Origin of the sequence: Paraburkholderia sp. RL18-101-BIB-B, from assembly GCF_046026985.1 — a bacterium.
GTDB lineage: Bacteria > Pseudomonadota > Gammaproteobacteria > Burkholderiales > Burkholderiaceae > Paraburkholderia.
On record NZ_JARESV010000048.1, the window covers coordinates 19262 to 35008 of the forward strand.

A 15747-nucleotide genomic window follows, 5' to 3' on the forward strand; every position below is an offset into this window, starting at 1 on the left:
AATTCACCAATGGCTTTCACGGTTGAAGATGCATCGCCTGACTGCACGATTGCAGCCCATGCATCATGCTGACGTGCATCGCTGTCATGCCGACGGCACCGAGTACGGCGATGAGGCCGATAGCCGCAAAGATGCCGATGATGAGGTTCAATATCGGCTTTCCGTTAAACATGATTCGCTCCTACGCTGGGGCACGGCGCGACGACCGCTCAAGTCGCACCAGCCCCACGCTATACCATCAGAAAGATGGTCGAATTACAACCTGCTCTTCTCCACCGCCTGACCAGGCTTTTCCGGACTGTCGGTGTGGGATTGCATGGCGCGCATCATGAACAGCATCGAAAGCGGGCAAATCAACGCGCTGGCTATCACGATGAATGTGCCGAGCGCTCCTCTTATCTGAGGAAGCGCCCAGTAACCGAGCGACAGCACCAGTGCGAGAGCCAGTGCAATCGTCACCATCGTCTTCGTGTTGCATTTCATGGTCGAATCCTTAAGGCAATGAGTTTGAATGTTCGTGGTTGAATACCGAGGCGCTTACTTAGACGGAGTCGCTCCGGCCTGGTCGGAGTACTTGAGCATGATGTCGCCCATCGCCTTCATCATTTCGCCATGCATGCGCATCGCGGTCTTCGGGTCCATGCCCATATTGCCGCCCATCATTGGACAGTTGCCCATCATGCCTCCGCCCATTCCTCCCATTCCCATCATGGACGAGCCGTGTTCCCGGCTTTGCGGGGAGGAGCTGGGGTTATTGCCCGTACCACCGGCCGCCATAGCGACAGTGCCTGTGGCCAATAGCAGTGCTGACAGCGCGGCTGCTCTTAGAAATTTCGAGTTCATGTAACTCTCCGGATTCGGTTTAATCGTGTCACTGCAAAAGCAGTTGACGACGCGCAGGTTGACGTTCGTCACGTTCGTGGCAGACGTCCGCGAGCCACGGTGTGAAACCGTTCGAACCTGGTCGACAAAGGAGTTACAGCGAGCGAGGCGGAGGTGCCGGCAGTTCGGGAATGAACTGCTCTGCGAAGGTGCGGGCGACAGCCCGATAGACAGGCGAGAAAGGGATAACGATAACGGCGTACGTCACAGGTATGGCTGGCACACCGCAGACGAGACCACCCATGCCCTGACATGCCGGCTGTGCTTTCATGGTGTGGTGTTTTGCACCGTGCTCGCACGCCACCATGTCCGACACGTGTGAGGTTTGCATCTGTTGCTGCGTGGCCTCGGACGCTACCGCCGGGCAAAGCGCCGCCTGCGCAGGGTAGCCGAGCAGCGGCAACCACGCAATCAGAAAGTACGCGACGAGTTTGGCCCAGACTTTCATAGATTTCAGTATAGGCGCTGCCGCAGCACATCGCTACGACCCGCCGTCGGACTTGTGTGCACGCTCACGCTACTGCCCCCATCGCTTTAGATGCGCGAGAAACGCATCGGCACCAACGAATCCCGCAAGTTGAGCATCGGCCTGCTGCCGCCCGCTCCTGTCATAGAAAATAAGGGCCGGCGGCCCAAAGAGCCCGAAGCGCCGCAGCATCGCCGTGTCCTCTGCAGTATTCTTCGTTACGTCGATGCGCAGCAGCTTCCAGTGAGCAAATTCGCTGACCACACGCGAGTCGGCAAACGTAAAGCGCTCGAGCTCCTTGCAGCTGATGCACCAGTCCGCATAGAAATCGACCATCACAGGCTGGCCGTCCGCTGCCTTCAGCGCCTGGTCCAGCTCGGCATTGGTCCGTACCGCTTCAAACCGCACGGTTGCATTTGCATCCAGGTTTCCGGTCGCCGATGACGACGCGCGCATCACGCCACCGAGCGGTTCGAGGACGTCGAAGTTGCCCGATGCAACGCCAATGAATTCAGCGACTCCGGCGACCAGCAGCAATACGCCGAACGCCTTTCCCACACGGGAAATACCGGGCGCATCGGGCGGTAACGGGTCAATAGCCCGGAGCATCATGCCGCAGCTGGTCAGCAATAGCGCGACAAGTATCATCAGCAGCCAGCCAGGCAGCAGCGAATAGACAAACCACAATGCGCCCGCGAGCAGCATGACGCCGAGCGTGTTCTGTATCGCAACCATCCACCGGCCGGACTTCGGCAAAGCGTGTGCGCCGAAGGTACCGACCGCCAGGAGCGGAAGGCCTATTCCGATGCCCATCACGTACAACGCCAGTGCTCCGCCGACAACGTCGTGACTGTTCGCGATATAGAGCAACGCGCCTGCAAGTACTGGCGTGGAACACGGCCCGACAATCAACGCGGAGAGCATACCCATCAGGAACACCGGAAGGATGCGCCCGCCAGGCAGGCGATTGCTCCACGCCGTGATTCTGGTTTGCCAACTGGCCGGCAGCTGCAGCCGGAATACGCCGAACATGCCCAGCGCGAACAGCACCATCAGCGCGCCAAACGCGACCAGAACCCAGGATTTTTGCGTCACCGCCACCAACGGGATGCCGATAAGCGCCGCAATAGTGCCGGCGACCGCGTAGGTGATTGCCAGTCCTTGCACATAAGCGAGCGACAGTGCGAAGCCCCGCCATAGGGATGACCGCTCCCGCGTTCCACCGATAACGGCGGCGGTTACGATGGGGATGAGGGGATACATGCAAACCGTGCCCGCCATTAACAAACCGGCAAGCAGAAAGCCTAGCAGTTCGGGCACGCCAACACCATTCGCCGGTCGCAGATTCAGGCCGAAAATCGCGAGGCCCCGATTTTCGCCGACAACTGGAGACCCGGTCGCGCCGGCCGTTGCATTCCCTTCGTTGGCAATGGAGGTGACGACGCCGTTGGCGGCTATGCGGTAGCTTCGGGTTAGCGGTGGGTAGCAGACGCCGAGGTCCGCACACCCCTGCGACGTGACGGACAGCACGATGCTTGCTGCGATGGCGTGGGGCAAGGGAATGCGAATCTGCACAGGCCGGTGATAGACCTGGATCATGCCGAATGTCGGGTCGTTTTTCGATTCGGCGGGCGGCATCTGGTCCGGCTTCACGGACACGCCATCTACGGCGAAGCCGAAGCGGTCCTGGTACAGGTAGTAGCCAGCCTTCGTGCCGAAGTCAAGCGTTACCTGCTGTGGCCCGCTGACGCTGACTGTCAATGGGAAGGCTTCATTGACGGGCAGCAGGTCCGATTCGTTCACCGCGTAAGCGGCCAGAGACACGAATACGAATAGCAAGCCAAGCACGATGCGCAACGCGCGATTCGCTGCGTCCGTTTGACAGCAAATTTCTTGCCGTACGTCAGATGATGTTATTCGCATTGCAGTGCCTCTACTCACAAGATGTGAGCGCAAACGTGCGACCGCAGGCCCGCTGTCACGCGGCGAGCCTGCGAGTGCGATGTCAGCGCCCCATCATGACTGCTTTTCCAGTTTCACGATGGTCAGGGTGCCGTTGAGGTTTTCGACACGGACCTTCACCTTGTCGCCCTCGTGAACCTGCTTGACCATCGCCGCATCCTTCGCCTTGAACGCCATCGTCATCGGTGGCATCCCGACGTTCTCCAGCGCGCCGTGCTTCAGCGTGACCATGCCGGTCGCAGCGTCCACCTTCTTGACCTCCGCCTCGGTAAGCGCGGTTTTCGATGACGTCTTGGAAGCCGACGGCTTGGACATGTCCATGCCGGCCATGTCGTCACCAGCGAACGCGGGCGCAGCAACGATGGCTGCAAGCGCAACAGACGCAACAATCAACTTCTTCATCGGGTTTCTCCAGTTTGAGTAGATGGCACTTTCATGCCGGAAGGTACTGCGTGTGGGAGCCCTGCACCTGCCTGTTTGCGCGCACGGCGGCGTTGCAGCAGGAACCAGGCTGCAGGAATAACAAACATCGAAAGGATGGGGGCCGTGACCATACCGCCTACCATCGGCGCAGCAATGCGCTGCATGACTTCCGAACCGGAGCCGTGTCCGACCATGATGGGGATGAGACCCGCGAGCACGACAGCAACCGTCATCGCTTTCGGTCGCACACGCAACACGGCGCCTTCACGAATCGCATCGAACAGAAGCGCCTCGGTTAGCGGTTCACCATCTTCCAGCCGGCGATTGAGCGCACCCTTCAGGTAGAGCAGCATCACGACACCGAACTCGGCTGCGACACCAGCGAGCGCGATAAACCCGACTGCAGTTGCGACAGACACCGCGTGACCCAGAATCCAGATGAGCCAGAAGCCGCCGACCAGGGCAAACGGCACCGTCGACATCAGCAGCAGTGCATCGGCCGCAGAGTTAAAGGTCAGGAAGAGCAGCACGAAGATAACGACAAGCGTCACGGGAATGACCGTGCGCAGCTTCGCCGCTGCCCGCTCGAGATATTCGAACTGGCCGGACCATGCAATCGAATAGCCCGGCGGAAGCGTCACCTTCTCTGCAACAGCGCGCTGCATTGCCTCGACCGCTGACTGCAGGTCCGTATTGCGGATATCGACATAGACGTAGCCGGAGAGCCGCGCATTTTCACTGCGAATCATCGGTGGACCGTCGGCAATCGTGATGTGCGCGACATCACCGAGCTGGATTTGCGCGCCACGGTCCGTGACGACCGGCAACTGTCGCAGCTTCTCGAGCGAATCCCGGATTTCGCGCGGATAGCGGATGTTGATGGGGAAGCGCTCCCGGCCGGCAATCACTTCGCCGACGTTGTCACCGCCCACTGCTGAGGACACGACTGACTGGATGTCGGCAACTGCAAGCCCGTAACGTGCCGCCGCCAGTCGGTCGATATCAACGTCGATGTACCGGCCGCCGTTTAACCGTTCGGCCAGTGCGGACGTGACGCCGGGTACATTCTTCACGGCTGATTCGACCTGCGCCGCAATCCTGTCGATTTGCGAGAGGTCGCTGCCTGAAATCTTGACGCCAACCGGCGTCTTGATGCCCGTCGACAGCATGTCCAGACGATTCCGGATGGGCGGCACCCAGACGTTCGACAGCCCCGGCACCTTGACGGTCCTGTCCAGTTCGTCGACCAGCTTCTCCGGGGTCATGCCGGGTCGCCACTGACTACGCGGCTTGAACTGAATCGTCGTCTCGAACATCTCGAGCGGCGCCGGGTCTGTGGCGGTGTCCGCCCGTCCAGACTTGCCGAAGACGGTCTCCACCTCTGGAACCGTCTTGATGAGCCGGTCAGTCTGCTGCAGCAGTTCGCTCGCCTTCTCGGCAGAGATGCCGGGAAGCGCGGTCGGCATGTATAGCAGGTCGCCTTCATCCAGCGGCGGCATGAACTCCCCGCCGAGGCGCGAGACCGGAACAATCGTGATGACTAGCGCGAGGACAGCGAGACCAATCGCGACCCATGGTCGGCGTAGCGTCGCGTCCAGCAACGGACGGTACAACCGAATCAGCACGCGGTTGATGGGATTGGCGTTCTCGTGTGGAATGCGGCCCCGGATGAGGTAGCCCATCAGGACAGGCACCAGCGTCACCGACAGGCCGGCCGCAGCCGCAATCGTGTAGGTCTTCGTAAACGCAAGTGGCGAAAACAGCTTGCCTTCCTGCCCCTCCAGCGAGAACACGGGGATGAAGGACAATGTGATGATGAGCAGCGAGAAAAACAGCGCTGGCCCCACCTCGGCCGCCGATGTCGCGATGAGTTCCCAGCGCTGTGCGGTTGTGATTTGTTGACCCGGATGCTCGTGGTCGTACGCTTCGAGATGCTTGTGAGCGTTTTCAATCATCACGATGGCCGCGTCAATCATCGCGCCAATGGCAATCGCGATACCGCCCAGCGACATCAGGTTCGCGTTCACCCCCTGATAGCGCATGACGATGAAGGCGGCCAGCACGCCCAGGGGCAGCGACAGAATCGCGACGAACGCGCTACGCAGATGAAACAGGAACACCGCGCAGACCAACCCAACGATGATGAATTCCTCGATGAGCTTGTCCTTGAGGTTGTCCACGGCGCGCTCGATGAGCTGTGAGCGGTCGTAGGTGGTCACGACTTCGACGCCGGCCGGCAATGACCGCTTCAGGTCAGCCAGTTTCGCTTTCACCGCCTCGATGGTCGTCAGCGCGTTCTTGCCGGAACGCATCACAATGACACCACCCGCGACTTCTCCCTGGCCATTCAACTCGGCGATGCCGCGCCGCATCTCGGGTCCAATCTGGATTCGGGCTACGTCGCCGAGCAACACCGGCGTACCTGCATCGTTCGTGCGCAATACGACGTTGCGAAAGTCGTCGAGCGTACGCAGGTAGCCAGACGAACGGACCACGTACTCGGACTCGGCCATTTCCACCACCGAGCCGCCCGATTCCTGATTCGCCTTGCTGAGCGCGTCGGCCACGGCTGTCTGCGTGATGCCGTACGCGCGCAGTTTGTCCGGGTCGAGCACAACCTGATACTGGCGCACCATGCCACCAATGGACGCGACTTCGGAGACGTCCGGCACTGACTTCAGTTCGAACTTCAGGAACCAGTCATTCAGCGCGCGCAGCTGTCCAAGGTCGTGTTGCCCGGTCCTGTCGACGAGCGCATATTCGTAGACCCAGCCCACACCAGTTGCATCCGGTCCAAGCGAAACGGTCGCGCCCCGCGGCAGCCGGCTCTGCACCTGATTCAGATATTCGAGCACGCGCGAGCGTGCCCAGTACTGGTCGGTCTTGTCGTCGAACAGCACGTAGACGAACGCGTCGCCGAACGACGAATACGCCCGGATGGTTTTCGCACCCGGCACGCCAAGCAACGTCGTGGTGAGCGGATACGTCACCTGGTCCTCGATGACCTGCGGCGCCTTGCCCGGGTACGACGCCTTGATGATGACCTGCGTATCGGACAGGTCAGGCAGCGCATCGAGCGGCGTCTGCGTGACCGAATAGACGCCCCATGCTGTAACGAGCACGGTCGCCAGCAGCACCAGAAACCGGTTGTGGATAGACCACCTTATAAGGCGCGCAATCATTTCGCGCCTCCGACCGGTTCGACCTTGGTCAACTGGTAACCGTCATCCGACTGCCTGAAGACAAAATGCACGGTCTGGCCAGGCTTCACGTCCGGAAACGCCGTCGGCGACGGTTTGCCGAACGACATCGTCATCGCGCCCCAGCCCAGGGCCGGAACGGGTTGATGTGAAAACGTGATGTCCCCGGGCGTCACCTTTTCGACCTTACCCGTGGTGTCGTAGGTCGGGGGGGCTGCCGAAGCAGGCGCTGGAGCCGGCGCGCTCGCACCGGTCGGTGCGGTTGCTTCGAGCTTCGGCAGAACGGATTTCAGACTGGCTTCCGAGTCAATCAGGAACTGGCCCGATGCGACGACCTGCTGGCCTTCCGTCAGGCCGCCGCTCACCTCGGTATCGTCGCCGGCATCGTTGCCGACGGTGACCGAAACAGGTTGCAACCTGCCGTCGGAATTCCTGACGATGACCACCGACCGCTTGCCGGTCGTGATGACGGCTTCTGAGGGAACAAGCAACCGCGATACCGTTTTCGCGGCACCGATGCGCGCCCGCATCAGCATCCCCGGCGTCAACCTGAAGTCTGCATTGTCGATTTCCAGGCGTGCCTGAAGCGTACGGCTGCTCGTGCTGATACCCGGCAGGATTTCGCGGATGCGTCCCGTGAAATGTCGCGCCGGGTCACCCGCAAACACGGCGTCCACGCTCATGCCCGGTTGAACCTGGAGGGCCAGCGCTTCGGGCACCTCGACCACGAGCCACAACCTGTTGAGTCCGGAGACTTTCGCAAGCGTCTGTCCGGGCGACACCATCGCGCCATCGCGCACGTTGAGTTCGGTGAGCACGCCGGTTTCCGGCGACGACAACGTGATATGCGTCTGCGCTTTGCCGGTGCGGTCGAGACCGGCAATCACGCCGTCCGGAATCGACATCGCACGCATCCGCGTGCGTGACGCCGCAAGCATGCCGTCATCCATGCCGCCACGCTTTAACGCCAGATACTCTTCCTGTGGCGCGAGCCAGTCTGGAACAAACAGCGACGCAATCGGCGCGCCTTTCGTGACGCGTTGCATCGGGGCACTGGCGTAAAGATGGTCAATGTAGCCGGTCACCCGCGACTGCACGACGTCAGCTTTTGATTCATCGAACTGCGTCGTACCAATCGCGTCGAAATCGTCGACAGTATCCTGCCGGCGCACCGTCGCGTATCGAATGCCCAGGTTCTGCTGAAGGCCCGGGTCAATCTTGATACCGCTGGCGCCCCCTTCATCGGCGTAGACCGGCTCTAACTGCATATCCATGAAAGGTGACTTGCCCGGTTTGTCGAAATGCTGGTTCGGCACCATTGGGTCGTGCCAGTACAGCACCTTGCGGCCAGTCTTTGGGTCGGTTTTCTCACCGGTGGCGGATGTCACGGCAACTGCGGTCGAGCCGGTCGTCGAAGCACGCCAGGTGCCGGCGACGTAACCGACACCCAGCAGCGCCGCTGCGGCAAATACGATAAAGGCCGCGCGCGCCAGTTGTTTCCTTTGCATGTTGTTCTCCTTCACTGACTCACGGACATCGAGGCGGGCACGACCTGGTATTCCAGTTGGGCCCAGGTCTGGGAAACGTCGCGCTGCAGGTCGAGCACCTGAAGCTCGGCGTCGAGCTGCGCACGCCGGGCAGCGAACGTGTCGGCGAGCGACCCAGTCCCGGCCTTGTACGCCGCAGTCGCCAGTTGCACGCGCTGGTCCGCAGCCGGCAGCAGCGAGCTGGTCAGATGGGCGGCGCGCTCGCGTCCGCTAGCCAGGGTGGCCGACAGTGTGCGGATATCCGCGTCGACCTGTCGCTGCGCGTCCTCATACATCAGCCGCGCCCTGGTGCCGAGTTGCGCTTTCTCAGCCGCATCCCGGTCCTCGACGTTCTTCCGGTTAATCGGCAACGGGATACTGACGCCCACCGACACAAACCTCGAAGAGCTGCCCCCCTGCAGATAAGAGACGTTCCAGGTCCAGTTCGTACTGCGGTTGCTGTTAGCGACAGCGGTATCGGCGTCCGCCACTTTCATGTCAGCCGTCGCGGTCATGAGTGCGGGCTCCACTTCACGGAGCTGGTCGGGCGGAAGCGAGGCAACCACGGATTGCGGCGCCGGCGGTTCACCGGCAACGTCTGTGACCGCACCGGCCGTCCAGCGCGACAGGCTGATGAGCGCTGTTTGTAAAGTCTGCTGGGCCTTCAGGAGCTGGTCTTGCGTTTGCGCCAGCATGAGTTGGGCTTGCACGACGTCGCTTGCGGATGCTTTTGCACCCCGATAGGAGGCTTGTGTGGCCGCAAGCTCGTGCGTCATGTGGCCGACCAGTTCCTGCTGCAATGACACAGCCTTTTTTGCATAGGCTGCGTTTAGCCACGCCGTCGCAGTTTGCTGGCGCACATTGACAAGTTGCGCTAGAAATCCCGCGCGCTCCTTATCGACAACCTGGTTTGCCAGCGCGGAACGAAGCCGGCGCTTTTCCGGCGAGACCCATTCCTGCTCGATGCCGATGCGGCGCATCGTCAGAATGTTCTGGCCAATCGTGAACGCTTGTGGTCCGTTGATTGGCAGGTTGTCGATGCCCGCAGCGAGCATCGGGTTGGGCAACTGCCCCGCCTTGACGGCAGCTTCCGAACTGGCGCCGACGGACGCTTGCGCCGCCTGCATCGAAGCCGAACGGTCAGTCGCCGCCTGTAATGCCGCATCAAGCGTGACGGGCGCTTCCTGAGCGTGCGCGGTGACGCTCGCGAGAATCAGCGCGGCGAAAACTGAACGCGCGCGCAGTGGTACACGCCGGCATGACGGCGTGCCAATAGTTAAAGGCATGTTCTAACCCCAACGGCGGACTCCCACAGGGAATCCACGTCCTGGACGCAGGACGACCTCGCCGCAAACGCGGCGAACTTGTCAGAAAGGGATTAGATGGCGCGAGGAGGTCGCCAGAGACCGGCCGGTTCACGGACGGAGAGCGACTGCACGTAGTGGAATACGACTGGACTGGCCAGCCCCGCCGGGCGGGTTACCTCAGTGGCGGCAACCGGGTGATACAGGCTGCCGAGTTGGCATTGCGCCGTTGCCTTGCAGAAAAAGCCTTTGGCTTTTCCCGGTTGCGAGGATTTCATCGTCTCGCAGCCAGGCATGTCCGAAGACATCGCACTACCATCGTCGGAGCCCATGCTAATCTGCAGCGGACATTCTCCAGTCAAGCCGCTGGCCGCCAGCCCACTGATGGGAAGCGCGGCACAAAGCAGCAGGAGGAGCAATGTCCGAAGAAATTTCATGGCTTCAATTATAGCGAGGCAATTTTAGCCGAATTCTGGCGAATGCGTCATCAGCGTCGTTCACCACACACAGCCAGCGCCGACTGGCGACGGTCGCAGTTGTGGCAAAGCAACCGCCGTGCTGACAGTCCACGCTGACGCTTTTGCCCCGGTTCATACCGCTGGGCAATCCGGCCTTTTTTACCCGAAGGTCCTGGCAAGGCCAGCCAGGGGGCAGTTGCGGCGCCTTTCCGGAGGGTGTATCTGAGTCCTGGTCAGCGCGAGCGGGTGCTTGAGCCGACGCGGTGCGACTCGCACAGCCCATGAGGGCGGCGGTAGTGGCCGCCATTGTAATGATGCGTACCCAAGCTAGAGAGATGATGTCAGCATCATGGCACCTCACAGGTGACTTCAACGGAAGAGCCCCGGCAAAGAAGCGAGGCTCGAGCCTCAATGGGAAGCTTCTACATCGTGGAACGATATTGGCCCTCTGCTCGTCGCGATTCAGTTCGAGACTTTGGGCTCCCTGATGGCCACCAGGATTTTCAAGTTCGCGTTCTATGCAAAAAAAAGACCCGGACGTACTGCCGGGTCCTGTAAAAGATGGCCGTTACCTGAAGCCAATTGAGGCACGAATCGCCCTTATTGACCCTGCGGCAGAGACCATCTGCGTGGACGTAGATAACAGGTGCTTCCGAATGGACTACGACGTACCTGGCAGTGGACTCGAAACAAGGACAGCAGCAGCGACAAGTACCCCCGCCAGAACGACCGATTCAATGCGCAGCACGGCGGCGAAACGCTTTAAAGGCTTCACGGGCGACACCGGTGAGGCACTCTGCAGCGATGCGAGCAACTTGGGCATCTCGAAGAAACGGTTATGCCCTCCGAGGGCTGCAGCCACGAACACGAGTGCTAGTTTCAATAACAGCACCTGCCCGTAGGCCGATTCCAATAGGTCGATTGGCGTCCTGACACCGCGCCAGCCGTTATAGGCGCCGGTCAGAAAAAGAATAATCAGCGCGAGCGTTGCAGCGTCCGACAAGGACTGGATATACGCCGCGCTATTGATGCGCTCGCTGTCCGGCGCGCCGAAAAACCGTGGCGCAACAACGTACGTTGTAACCACCACAAGACCCACCCATGCACTGATGGCAAGCAGATGTATCCAGTTGACCCATACAGGCAAGCTGAATGTGCCTGCATCGACTGGGTGACCTACGTGGCTTCGAGCCAGGGCGACACCGGCCAGAGCCAACCCGATAATCAGAGGAAGGGGCGATGACTTGCCAGTGCGGACAAACGAAAGAATGACCACGCACAGCATCAGTACTGCGCCGACCAACCAGGCATGACCAAAGCCGGTCTCCACCAGCATCGAGCGAACCGCAGGCCCTGCCTCCAGAAGCGTGGAGTCGCTCATCAACGCACAATGAATCCAGAAGGCGGACGCGCTGGACAGCAGTGCACCCATGGACGCGACACGCAGAGCAGCAACCAGCCGCCAGCTGAGTCCTGCCTGCCAAGGCGAGGGTCGGCGCGCGAGCCATCGGTCACTGAGCAGAACCCCGACGGCAACCGCGAAGCCGAGGTTTTGCAGAGCGACGAATGCAAGCCGGAAGATGCCGAGCAAACCGTCGTTCATCACTTCACCTGGAAGGTGTATGTGCCCTTGGTCTTATGCGAATCATGTGTCATGACAGTCCACTGCACGGAGTAAGTACCCGGCGACAGCTTCGGCAGGGAAATCGTCAGCACGCGGGGATTCGAGGCGTCAACCTTGGCCTTTTCCTTGCTCACGGCCGCGCCGCTTGCGTCGGTTACTTTCACGGTGCTGAACGCGGTCTCCAGCTCCTCGTTGAAAGTCAGCCGAAGCGCCTCCGGTGCCGTATCGACCGTGCTGCCAGCGGGCGGCACGGCACTTTCCAGCATGCCGTGGGCAAACGCTGCGACGGGTACCAATGCAATGGCGGCGGCCGAAGCCAGACTCGTGAATTGCTTGCGGGTGAATGTTTTCATGTTCTTTCGCATCCTGGATAGTCAAAGCGGGGGTTGCCGGCGTTTGAGGGCAACACCCCATGAGCCGTTACTTCTTTTGCAGCTTGGTCACCGTCAGTGCGCCGTCTACTTCCTCGGCCACGAAATCAATCTTGTCGCCCACCTTGACCTGCGAAATCATTGCCGGGTCCTTGACCTTGAACACCATCGTCATGGCTTCCATGTTCAGGTTTTCCAGCGGGCCGTGCTTGATGGTCAGCTTCCCGGCTGCCGCGTCAACCTTCCTGATTTCGCCATGCGACATTCCGGCTTTTTCACCTGCCGGCTTGGCACTGCTGCCGCTCATGTCCATGTTGCCCATCTCGCCAGCCGCATATGCAGCGCCCGAAATCGCCAATGCGCAGCCAACTGCAATCGATGCAAATACCTTGTTCATCATTCCTTCTCCTGCGTTAGATAAAAAGTTGACCGGACTGTGTGTCCGACCAGGACAAAAATCAGCTGTCCGGCAACTCGCCGGTGTATTCGTAGGCAACCGTCCCTTTGGGGTGCTTGAACCAGCCCGGGTCCCGGTAGTCTTTACGCCCAAGCCCCTCGCGAACTTTCACGACGCTGAACATGCCGCCCATTTCCAGGGGACCGAATGGGCCGGTGCCGGTCATCATCGGCAGCGTGTTATCGGGCAAGGGCATCTCCATCTCGCCCATTGCGCCACCCGTGCTGCCCATCGCCATGTAGTCCGGCACCAGCTTGTTGATGCGTTTTGCGAGGTCCTTCTGCGGGACGCCAATCAGGTTCGGTACCTGATGCCCCATCGCGTTCATCGTGTGGTGGGACTTGTGGCAGTGGAACGCCCAGTCGCCGGGCCGGTTCGCCGTGAATTCGATGGCACGCATCTGGCCGACCGCGACATCGGCGGTGACCTCAGGCCAGCGCGCGGCCGGCGGAATCCATCCGCCATCCGTGCCCGCGACCTCGAAGTGATAGCCGTGCAGATGGATGGGGTGATTGGTCATCGTCAGATTGCCGAACCGGATACGCACGTGGTCCCCGGCACGTACCGGCAACGGGTCGATGCCCGGAAAGACCCGCGAATTCCAGGTCCACATGTTGAAGTCGGTCATCTCATTGACGCGCGGCGTGAAGCTGCCCGGGTCGATGTCATACGCGGACATGATGAACACGAAGTCACGGTCGACCTGCATCACACCCGGGTCCTTCGGATGAACGATGAACGTGCCCATCATCCCCATCGCCATTTGCACCATTTCGTCGGCGTGCGGGTGATACATAAAGGTGCCGTGCTTCTCAAGCTCGAATTCGTAGACGAACGTCTTGCCCGGAGGGATGTGCGGCTGCGTGAGACCACCGACGCCATCCATGCCGGACGGCAACAGCATTCCGTGCCAGTGAACGGTGGTGTGTTCCGGGAGTTTGTTGGTCACGAAAATACGGACCTTATCGCCTTCCACTGCCTCGATGGTTGGGCCAGGGGCCTGTCCGTTGTAGCCCCACAGATTCGCATTCATGCCCGGTGCCATCTCGCGTACAACCGGTTCAGCAATCAGGTGGAACTCCTTCCAGCCATTCTTCATGCGCCACGGCAGCGACCAGCCGTTCAGCGTGGCAACGGGCGTGTACGGACGGCCATTGGGAGGTGTGAGCGGCGGTTGCGTGGCGGCCCTGGCCATCGTGGGTGCCTCCGGCAGCGACGCAGCACCAGCCTTGCTCACCAATGCTGCTCCGAGCAACGCGGCCCCCGAGCCGCCGATAAATTTTCGACGTGACACCATTTCATTTACCTTCTGAATCTGTAGGCGACGCCGGTTGCGTCGTGGGCGCGGATGGCGCTGAAGCCATCGCGAGCGGCGGGAGACGGCCACCGACTGCCTGCTGCAGGTCGGTCTCCGCGAGCCAATAGTCCCTCAACGCGTCGATATAGCTGTTCACCGCGCCGACCTGGTCGCGAGAATCGGCGAGCAGTTCGAACACGCTCGCGAGCATGCCGTTGTAGCGGAGCAGGAGTTCGTCCGAAATGGTTTTCCGGATTGGCACGACTTCGTCGCGGTAGTGCTTCGCGACGTCGTAGTCGGTCACGTAAGCTGAGTACGATTCGCGAACTTCGGACCTTGCGTTAATCGCTGTCTCGGCGACGCGGTTGACCGACTGCATGTAAATCGCTTCGGCGCGCGCAACCTTCGAACCGCCCCAGTTAAAGATGGGAATCTCGACGCTGATTTCGTATCCCTGTTCGTGGCCGTCGGAAGTGGTGAAATTGTTCTGATATCCGACGTCCAGCGCGTTGATAAAACGCGTCGCTTTGCTCAGACCCAGAGAGGATGCGACGCTCTGCGTCTGCAGCTTTGCCGCCTGGATGTCCAGCCGGTTCTGCATCGCGAAGCCCTCGAGGTCGTTCAACTCAGGCCGGGTCTTGGGAAGGTCAGGCAGACGGTCGGGAAGCGTGTACTGCGTCCCGGCACCCCACAGACCCATCGTCCGCGTAAGTTTTTCCCGCGCGGACACAGACTGCTGCCGCGTTTTCGCCAGTTGCGCCACTGCGTCTGCATAGAAGGCCTGCTCACGCGCGTAGTCGAGCTTGCTGAAGTTGCCGGCCTGTTGCATCCGCAACGCCAGTTCGGCACCGGCCTCGGCGGAATCCTTTACCTGCTCCGCGTACGCGGCAGACTGCTGCGCTGCAACGGCGTTGACATAGGCCCGGCGGGCGTCGGCGGCCACTTTGAGCATCGCGTCTGCAGTCAGCAGCTTGGTCTGTTCAAAGCGGCGGCTCTCAATGCGCGTCGCGAGCGGCATCGTCAGGACATTCAATAAGCCGAGCGTGAAGGTGCGGCTGATGCTCAGGTCGTTGTTCCCGTGCGCGCGGCTGAACATGAAGCCGGGATTCGGCAGGCGTCCGGCCTGTACCAGGTCGGCCTCGGAGATGCCGAGCTCGCCGTATGAGGCCTGCAGTCCCCGATTGTTCAGCAATGCAATCTGCACGGCGTCGTCCATGCCGAGCGGGTTTGAAAGAAGTTCCTGCGTCCGCTTTGCAACCGCCTCGCGGTCCTCGTCTGTCTTCACCAGCACGGCGTCCTTTCCAAGACGCTCCGATGCGGTCGTCGAAACGGTGTTAAAGCCGCCGTCCTTTGAAAAGGTGGTACAGCCGGCAAGAAACGCTAGTGCGGTGGCCGCAGCAACGACGCGGCCGCACGAAAAGAAGTGCCGCATCATTTGGCCGACTCCTCTTGATGAGAGGTGTGGTCGTTACTCCTTGCACCGGCGCCGCCGGAAGGCATCTGGCTGTGGCTCATCCCCGGCTTTCCGGGTGTGGTCATCACTGCCCGGTTGAGCTCCTGCCAGCTGGGCGCTTTCTGGTCCCGGTATGACTGATAATCCGCAAAGACGGACGGCACGCTAACCGTCGGAACCGTTGCAGCCGCATCCGTCGGGTCAGGCAATGGAGTTGTGGCGTGCACGAGCGCCGGCAACAATGCCGCCGCCCCGGCTAGCGCCGCGATAAACATTCGCATGGATTTTTCTCGTCGTAAGTCACCTGGATAGCCGACAGGCCAT

Annotated in this window: 16 protein-coding genes; all 16 read right to left on the reverse strand. The window is 60.8% G+C overall.

Features of this window, described 5'->3' with window-relative positions; genetic code table 11:
* Window positions 1–16: 16 nt before the first annotated feature.
* The gene (locus P0D73_RS37795; RefSeq protein WP_408258514.1) at window positions 17–172 is read right to left on the reverse strand and encodes a hypothetical protein; all 156 of its coding nucleotides are present in this window, start codon (window positions 170–172) and stop codon (window positions 17–19) included.
* An 83-nt stretch (window positions 173–255) separates the two neighbouring features.
* Window positions 256–483, reverse strand: a complete 228-nt coding sequence (locus tag P0D73_RS37800; RefSeq protein ID WP_408258511.1) for a DUF2933 domain-containing protein — start codon at window positions 481–483, stop codon at window positions 256–258.
* Window positions 484–537: 54 nt separating this feature from the next.
* Window positions 538–843: a hypothetical protein gene (locus P0D73_RS37805; RefSeq protein WP_408258509.1), complete on the reverse strand. Its 306-nt coding sequence runs from the start codon at window positions 841–843 to the stop codon at window positions 538–540.
* A gap of 133 nt (window positions 844–976) precedes the next feature.
* On the reverse strand, window positions 977–1330 hold the full coding sequence (locus tag P0D73_RS37810) for a hypothetical protein (RefSeq protein WP_408258502.1): 354 nt from the start codon (window positions 1328–1330) through the stop codon (window positions 977–979).
* Between the two features lie 69 nt (window positions 1331–1399).
* Window positions 1400–3151: a protein-disulfide reductase DsbD gene (dsbD, locus tag P0D73_RS37815; RefSeq protein WP_408435202.1), complete on the reverse strand. Its 1752-nt coding sequence runs from the start codon at window positions 3149–3151 to the stop codon at window positions 1400–1402.
* Window positions 3152–3364: 213 nt separating this feature from the next.
* The gene (locus tag P0D73_RS37820) at window positions 3365–3712 is read right to left on the reverse strand and encodes a copper-binding protein (RefSeq protein WP_408258500.1); all 348 of its coding nucleotides are present in this window, start codon (window positions 3710–3712) and stop codon (window positions 3365–3367) included.
* Window positions 3709–6915, reverse strand: coding sequence for an efflux RND transporter permease subunit (locus P0D73_RS37825; RefSeq protein WP_408258497.1), 3207 nt, complete (start codon window positions 6913–6915; stop codon window positions 3709–3711). Before P0D73_RS37825 ends, P0D73_RS37820 begins: the two co-directional genes overlap by 4 nt.
* Window positions 6912–8441 carry an efflux RND transporter periplasmic adaptor subunit gene (locus P0D73_RS37830; protein WP_408258495.1) on the reverse strand — a complete coding sequence of 510 codons (1530 nt, stop codon included), beginning with the start codon at window positions 8439–8441 and terminating at the stop codon, window positions 6912–6914. Before P0D73_RS37830 ends, P0D73_RS37825 begins: the two co-directional genes overlap by 4 nt.
* Before the next feature lie 11 nt (window positions 8442–8452).
* A complete protein-coding gene (locus P0D73_RS37835; RefSeq protein ID WP_408435204.1) occupies window positions 8453–9745 on the reverse strand; it encodes a TolC family protein in 1293 nt (430 codons plus the stop codon).
* Window positions 9746–9837: 92 nt separating this feature from the next.
* Entirely contained in the window at window positions 9838–10200 is a 363-nt protein-coding gene (locus P0D73_RS37840) for a hypothetical protein (protein ID WP_408435206.1), read from the reverse strand.
* A 682-nt stretch (window positions 10201–10882) separates the two neighbouring features.
* Window positions 10883–11824, reverse strand: coding sequence for a CopD family protein (locus P0D73_RS37845; RefSeq protein WP_408258486.1), 942 nt, complete (start codon window positions 11822–11824; stop codon window positions 10883–10885).
* Window positions 11824–12198: a copper homeostasis periplasmic binding protein CopC gene (copC, locus tag P0D73_RS37850; RefSeq protein WP_408258483.1), complete on the reverse strand. Its 375-nt coding sequence runs from the start codon at window positions 12196–12198 to the stop codon at window positions 11824–11826. The genes P0D73_RS37845 and copC overlap by 1 nt, the downstream gene beginning before the upstream one ends.
* A gap of 67 nt (window positions 12199–12265) precedes the next feature.
* Entirely contained in the window at window positions 12266–12613 is a 348-nt protein-coding gene (locus P0D73_RS37855) for a copper-binding protein (protein WP_408258553.1), read from the reverse strand.
* A 61-nt stretch (window positions 12614–12674) separates the two neighbouring features.
* Window positions 12675–13970 (reverse strand): multicopper oxidase family protein, encoded by a 1296-nt coding sequence (locus P0D73_RS37860; protein WP_408258480.1) that lies wholly within the window; start codon window positions 13968–13970, stop codon window positions 12675–12677.
* 1 nt (window position 13971) lies between these two features.
* A complete protein-coding gene (locus tag P0D73_RS37865; RefSeq protein ID WP_408258478.1) occupies window positions 13972–15405 on the reverse strand; it encodes a TolC family protein in 1434 nt (477 codons plus the stop codon).
* Complete coding sequence (locus P0D73_RS37870) at window positions 15402–15704, reverse strand: hypothetical protein (protein WP_408258475.1); 303 nt, start codon at window positions 15702–15704, stop codon at window positions 15402–15404. The genes P0D73_RS37865 and P0D73_RS37870 overlap by 4 nt, the downstream gene beginning before the upstream one ends.
* Window positions 15705–15747 lie beyond the last annotated feature (43 nt).

Bases quoted from the DNA above. Each gene is read 5' to 3' on its own strand.
- P0D73_RS37795 (WP_408258514.1), bottom strand. From the start codon at position 172: ATGTTTAACGGAAAGCCGATATTGAACCTCATCATCGGCATCTTTGCG.
- P0D73_RS37800 (WP_408258511.1), bottom strand. From the start codon at position 483: ATGAAATGCAACACGAAGACGATGGTGACGATTGCACTGGCTCTCGCA.
- P0D73_RS37805 (WP_408258509.1), bottom strand. From the start codon at position 843: ATGAACTCGAAATTTCTAAGAGCAGCCGCGCTGTCAGCACTGCTATTG.
- P0D73_RS37810 (WP_408258502.1), bottom strand. From the start codon at position 1,330: ATGAAAGTCTGGGCCAAACTCGTCGCGTACTTTCTGATTGCGTGGTTG.
- P0D73_RS37820 (WP_408258500.1), bottom strand. From the start codon at position 3,712: ATGAAGAAGTTGATTGTTGCGTCTGTTGCGCTTGCAGCCATCGTTGCT.
- P0D73_RS37825 (WP_408258497.1), bottom strand. From the start codon at position 6,915: ATGATTGCGCGCCTTATAAGGTGGTCTATCCACAACCGGTTTCTGGTG.
- P0D73_RS37830 (WP_408258495.1), bottom strand. From the start codon at position 8,441: ATGCAAAGGAAACAACTGGCGCGCGCGGCCTTTATCGTATTTGCCGCA.
- P0D73_RS37835 (WP_408435204.1), bottom strand. From the start codon at position 9,745: ATGCCTTTAACTATTGGCACGCCGTCATGCCGGCGTGTACCACTGCGC.
- P0D73_RS37840 (WP_408435206.1), bottom strand. From the start codon at position 10,200: ATGAAATTTCTTCGGACATTGCTCCTCCTGCTGCTTTGTGCCGCGCTT.
- P0D73_RS37845 (WP_408258486.1), bottom strand. From the start codon at position 11,824: ATGAACGACGGTTTGCTCGGCATCTTCCGGCTTGCATTCGTCGCTCTG.
- copC (WP_408258483.1), bottom strand. From the start codon at position 12,198: ATGAAAACATTCACCCGCAAGCAATTCACGAGTCTGGCTTCGGCCGCC.
- P0D73_RS37855 (WP_408258553.1), bottom strand. From the start codon at position 12,613: ATGAACAAGGTATTTGCATCGATTGCAGTTGGCTGCGCATTGGCGATT.
- P0D73_RS37860 (WP_408258480.1), bottom strand. From the start codon at position 13,970: ATGGTGTCACGTCGAAAATTTATCGGCGGCTCGGGGGCCGCGTTGCTC.
- P0D73_RS37865 (WP_408258478.1), bottom strand. From the start codon at position 15,405: ATGATGCGGCACTTCTTTTCGTGCGGCCGCGTCGTTGCTGCGGCCACC.
- P0D73_RS37870 (WP_408258475.1), bottom strand. From the start codon at position 15,704: ATGCGAATGTTTATCGCGGCGCTAGCCGGGGCGGCGGCATTGTTGCCG.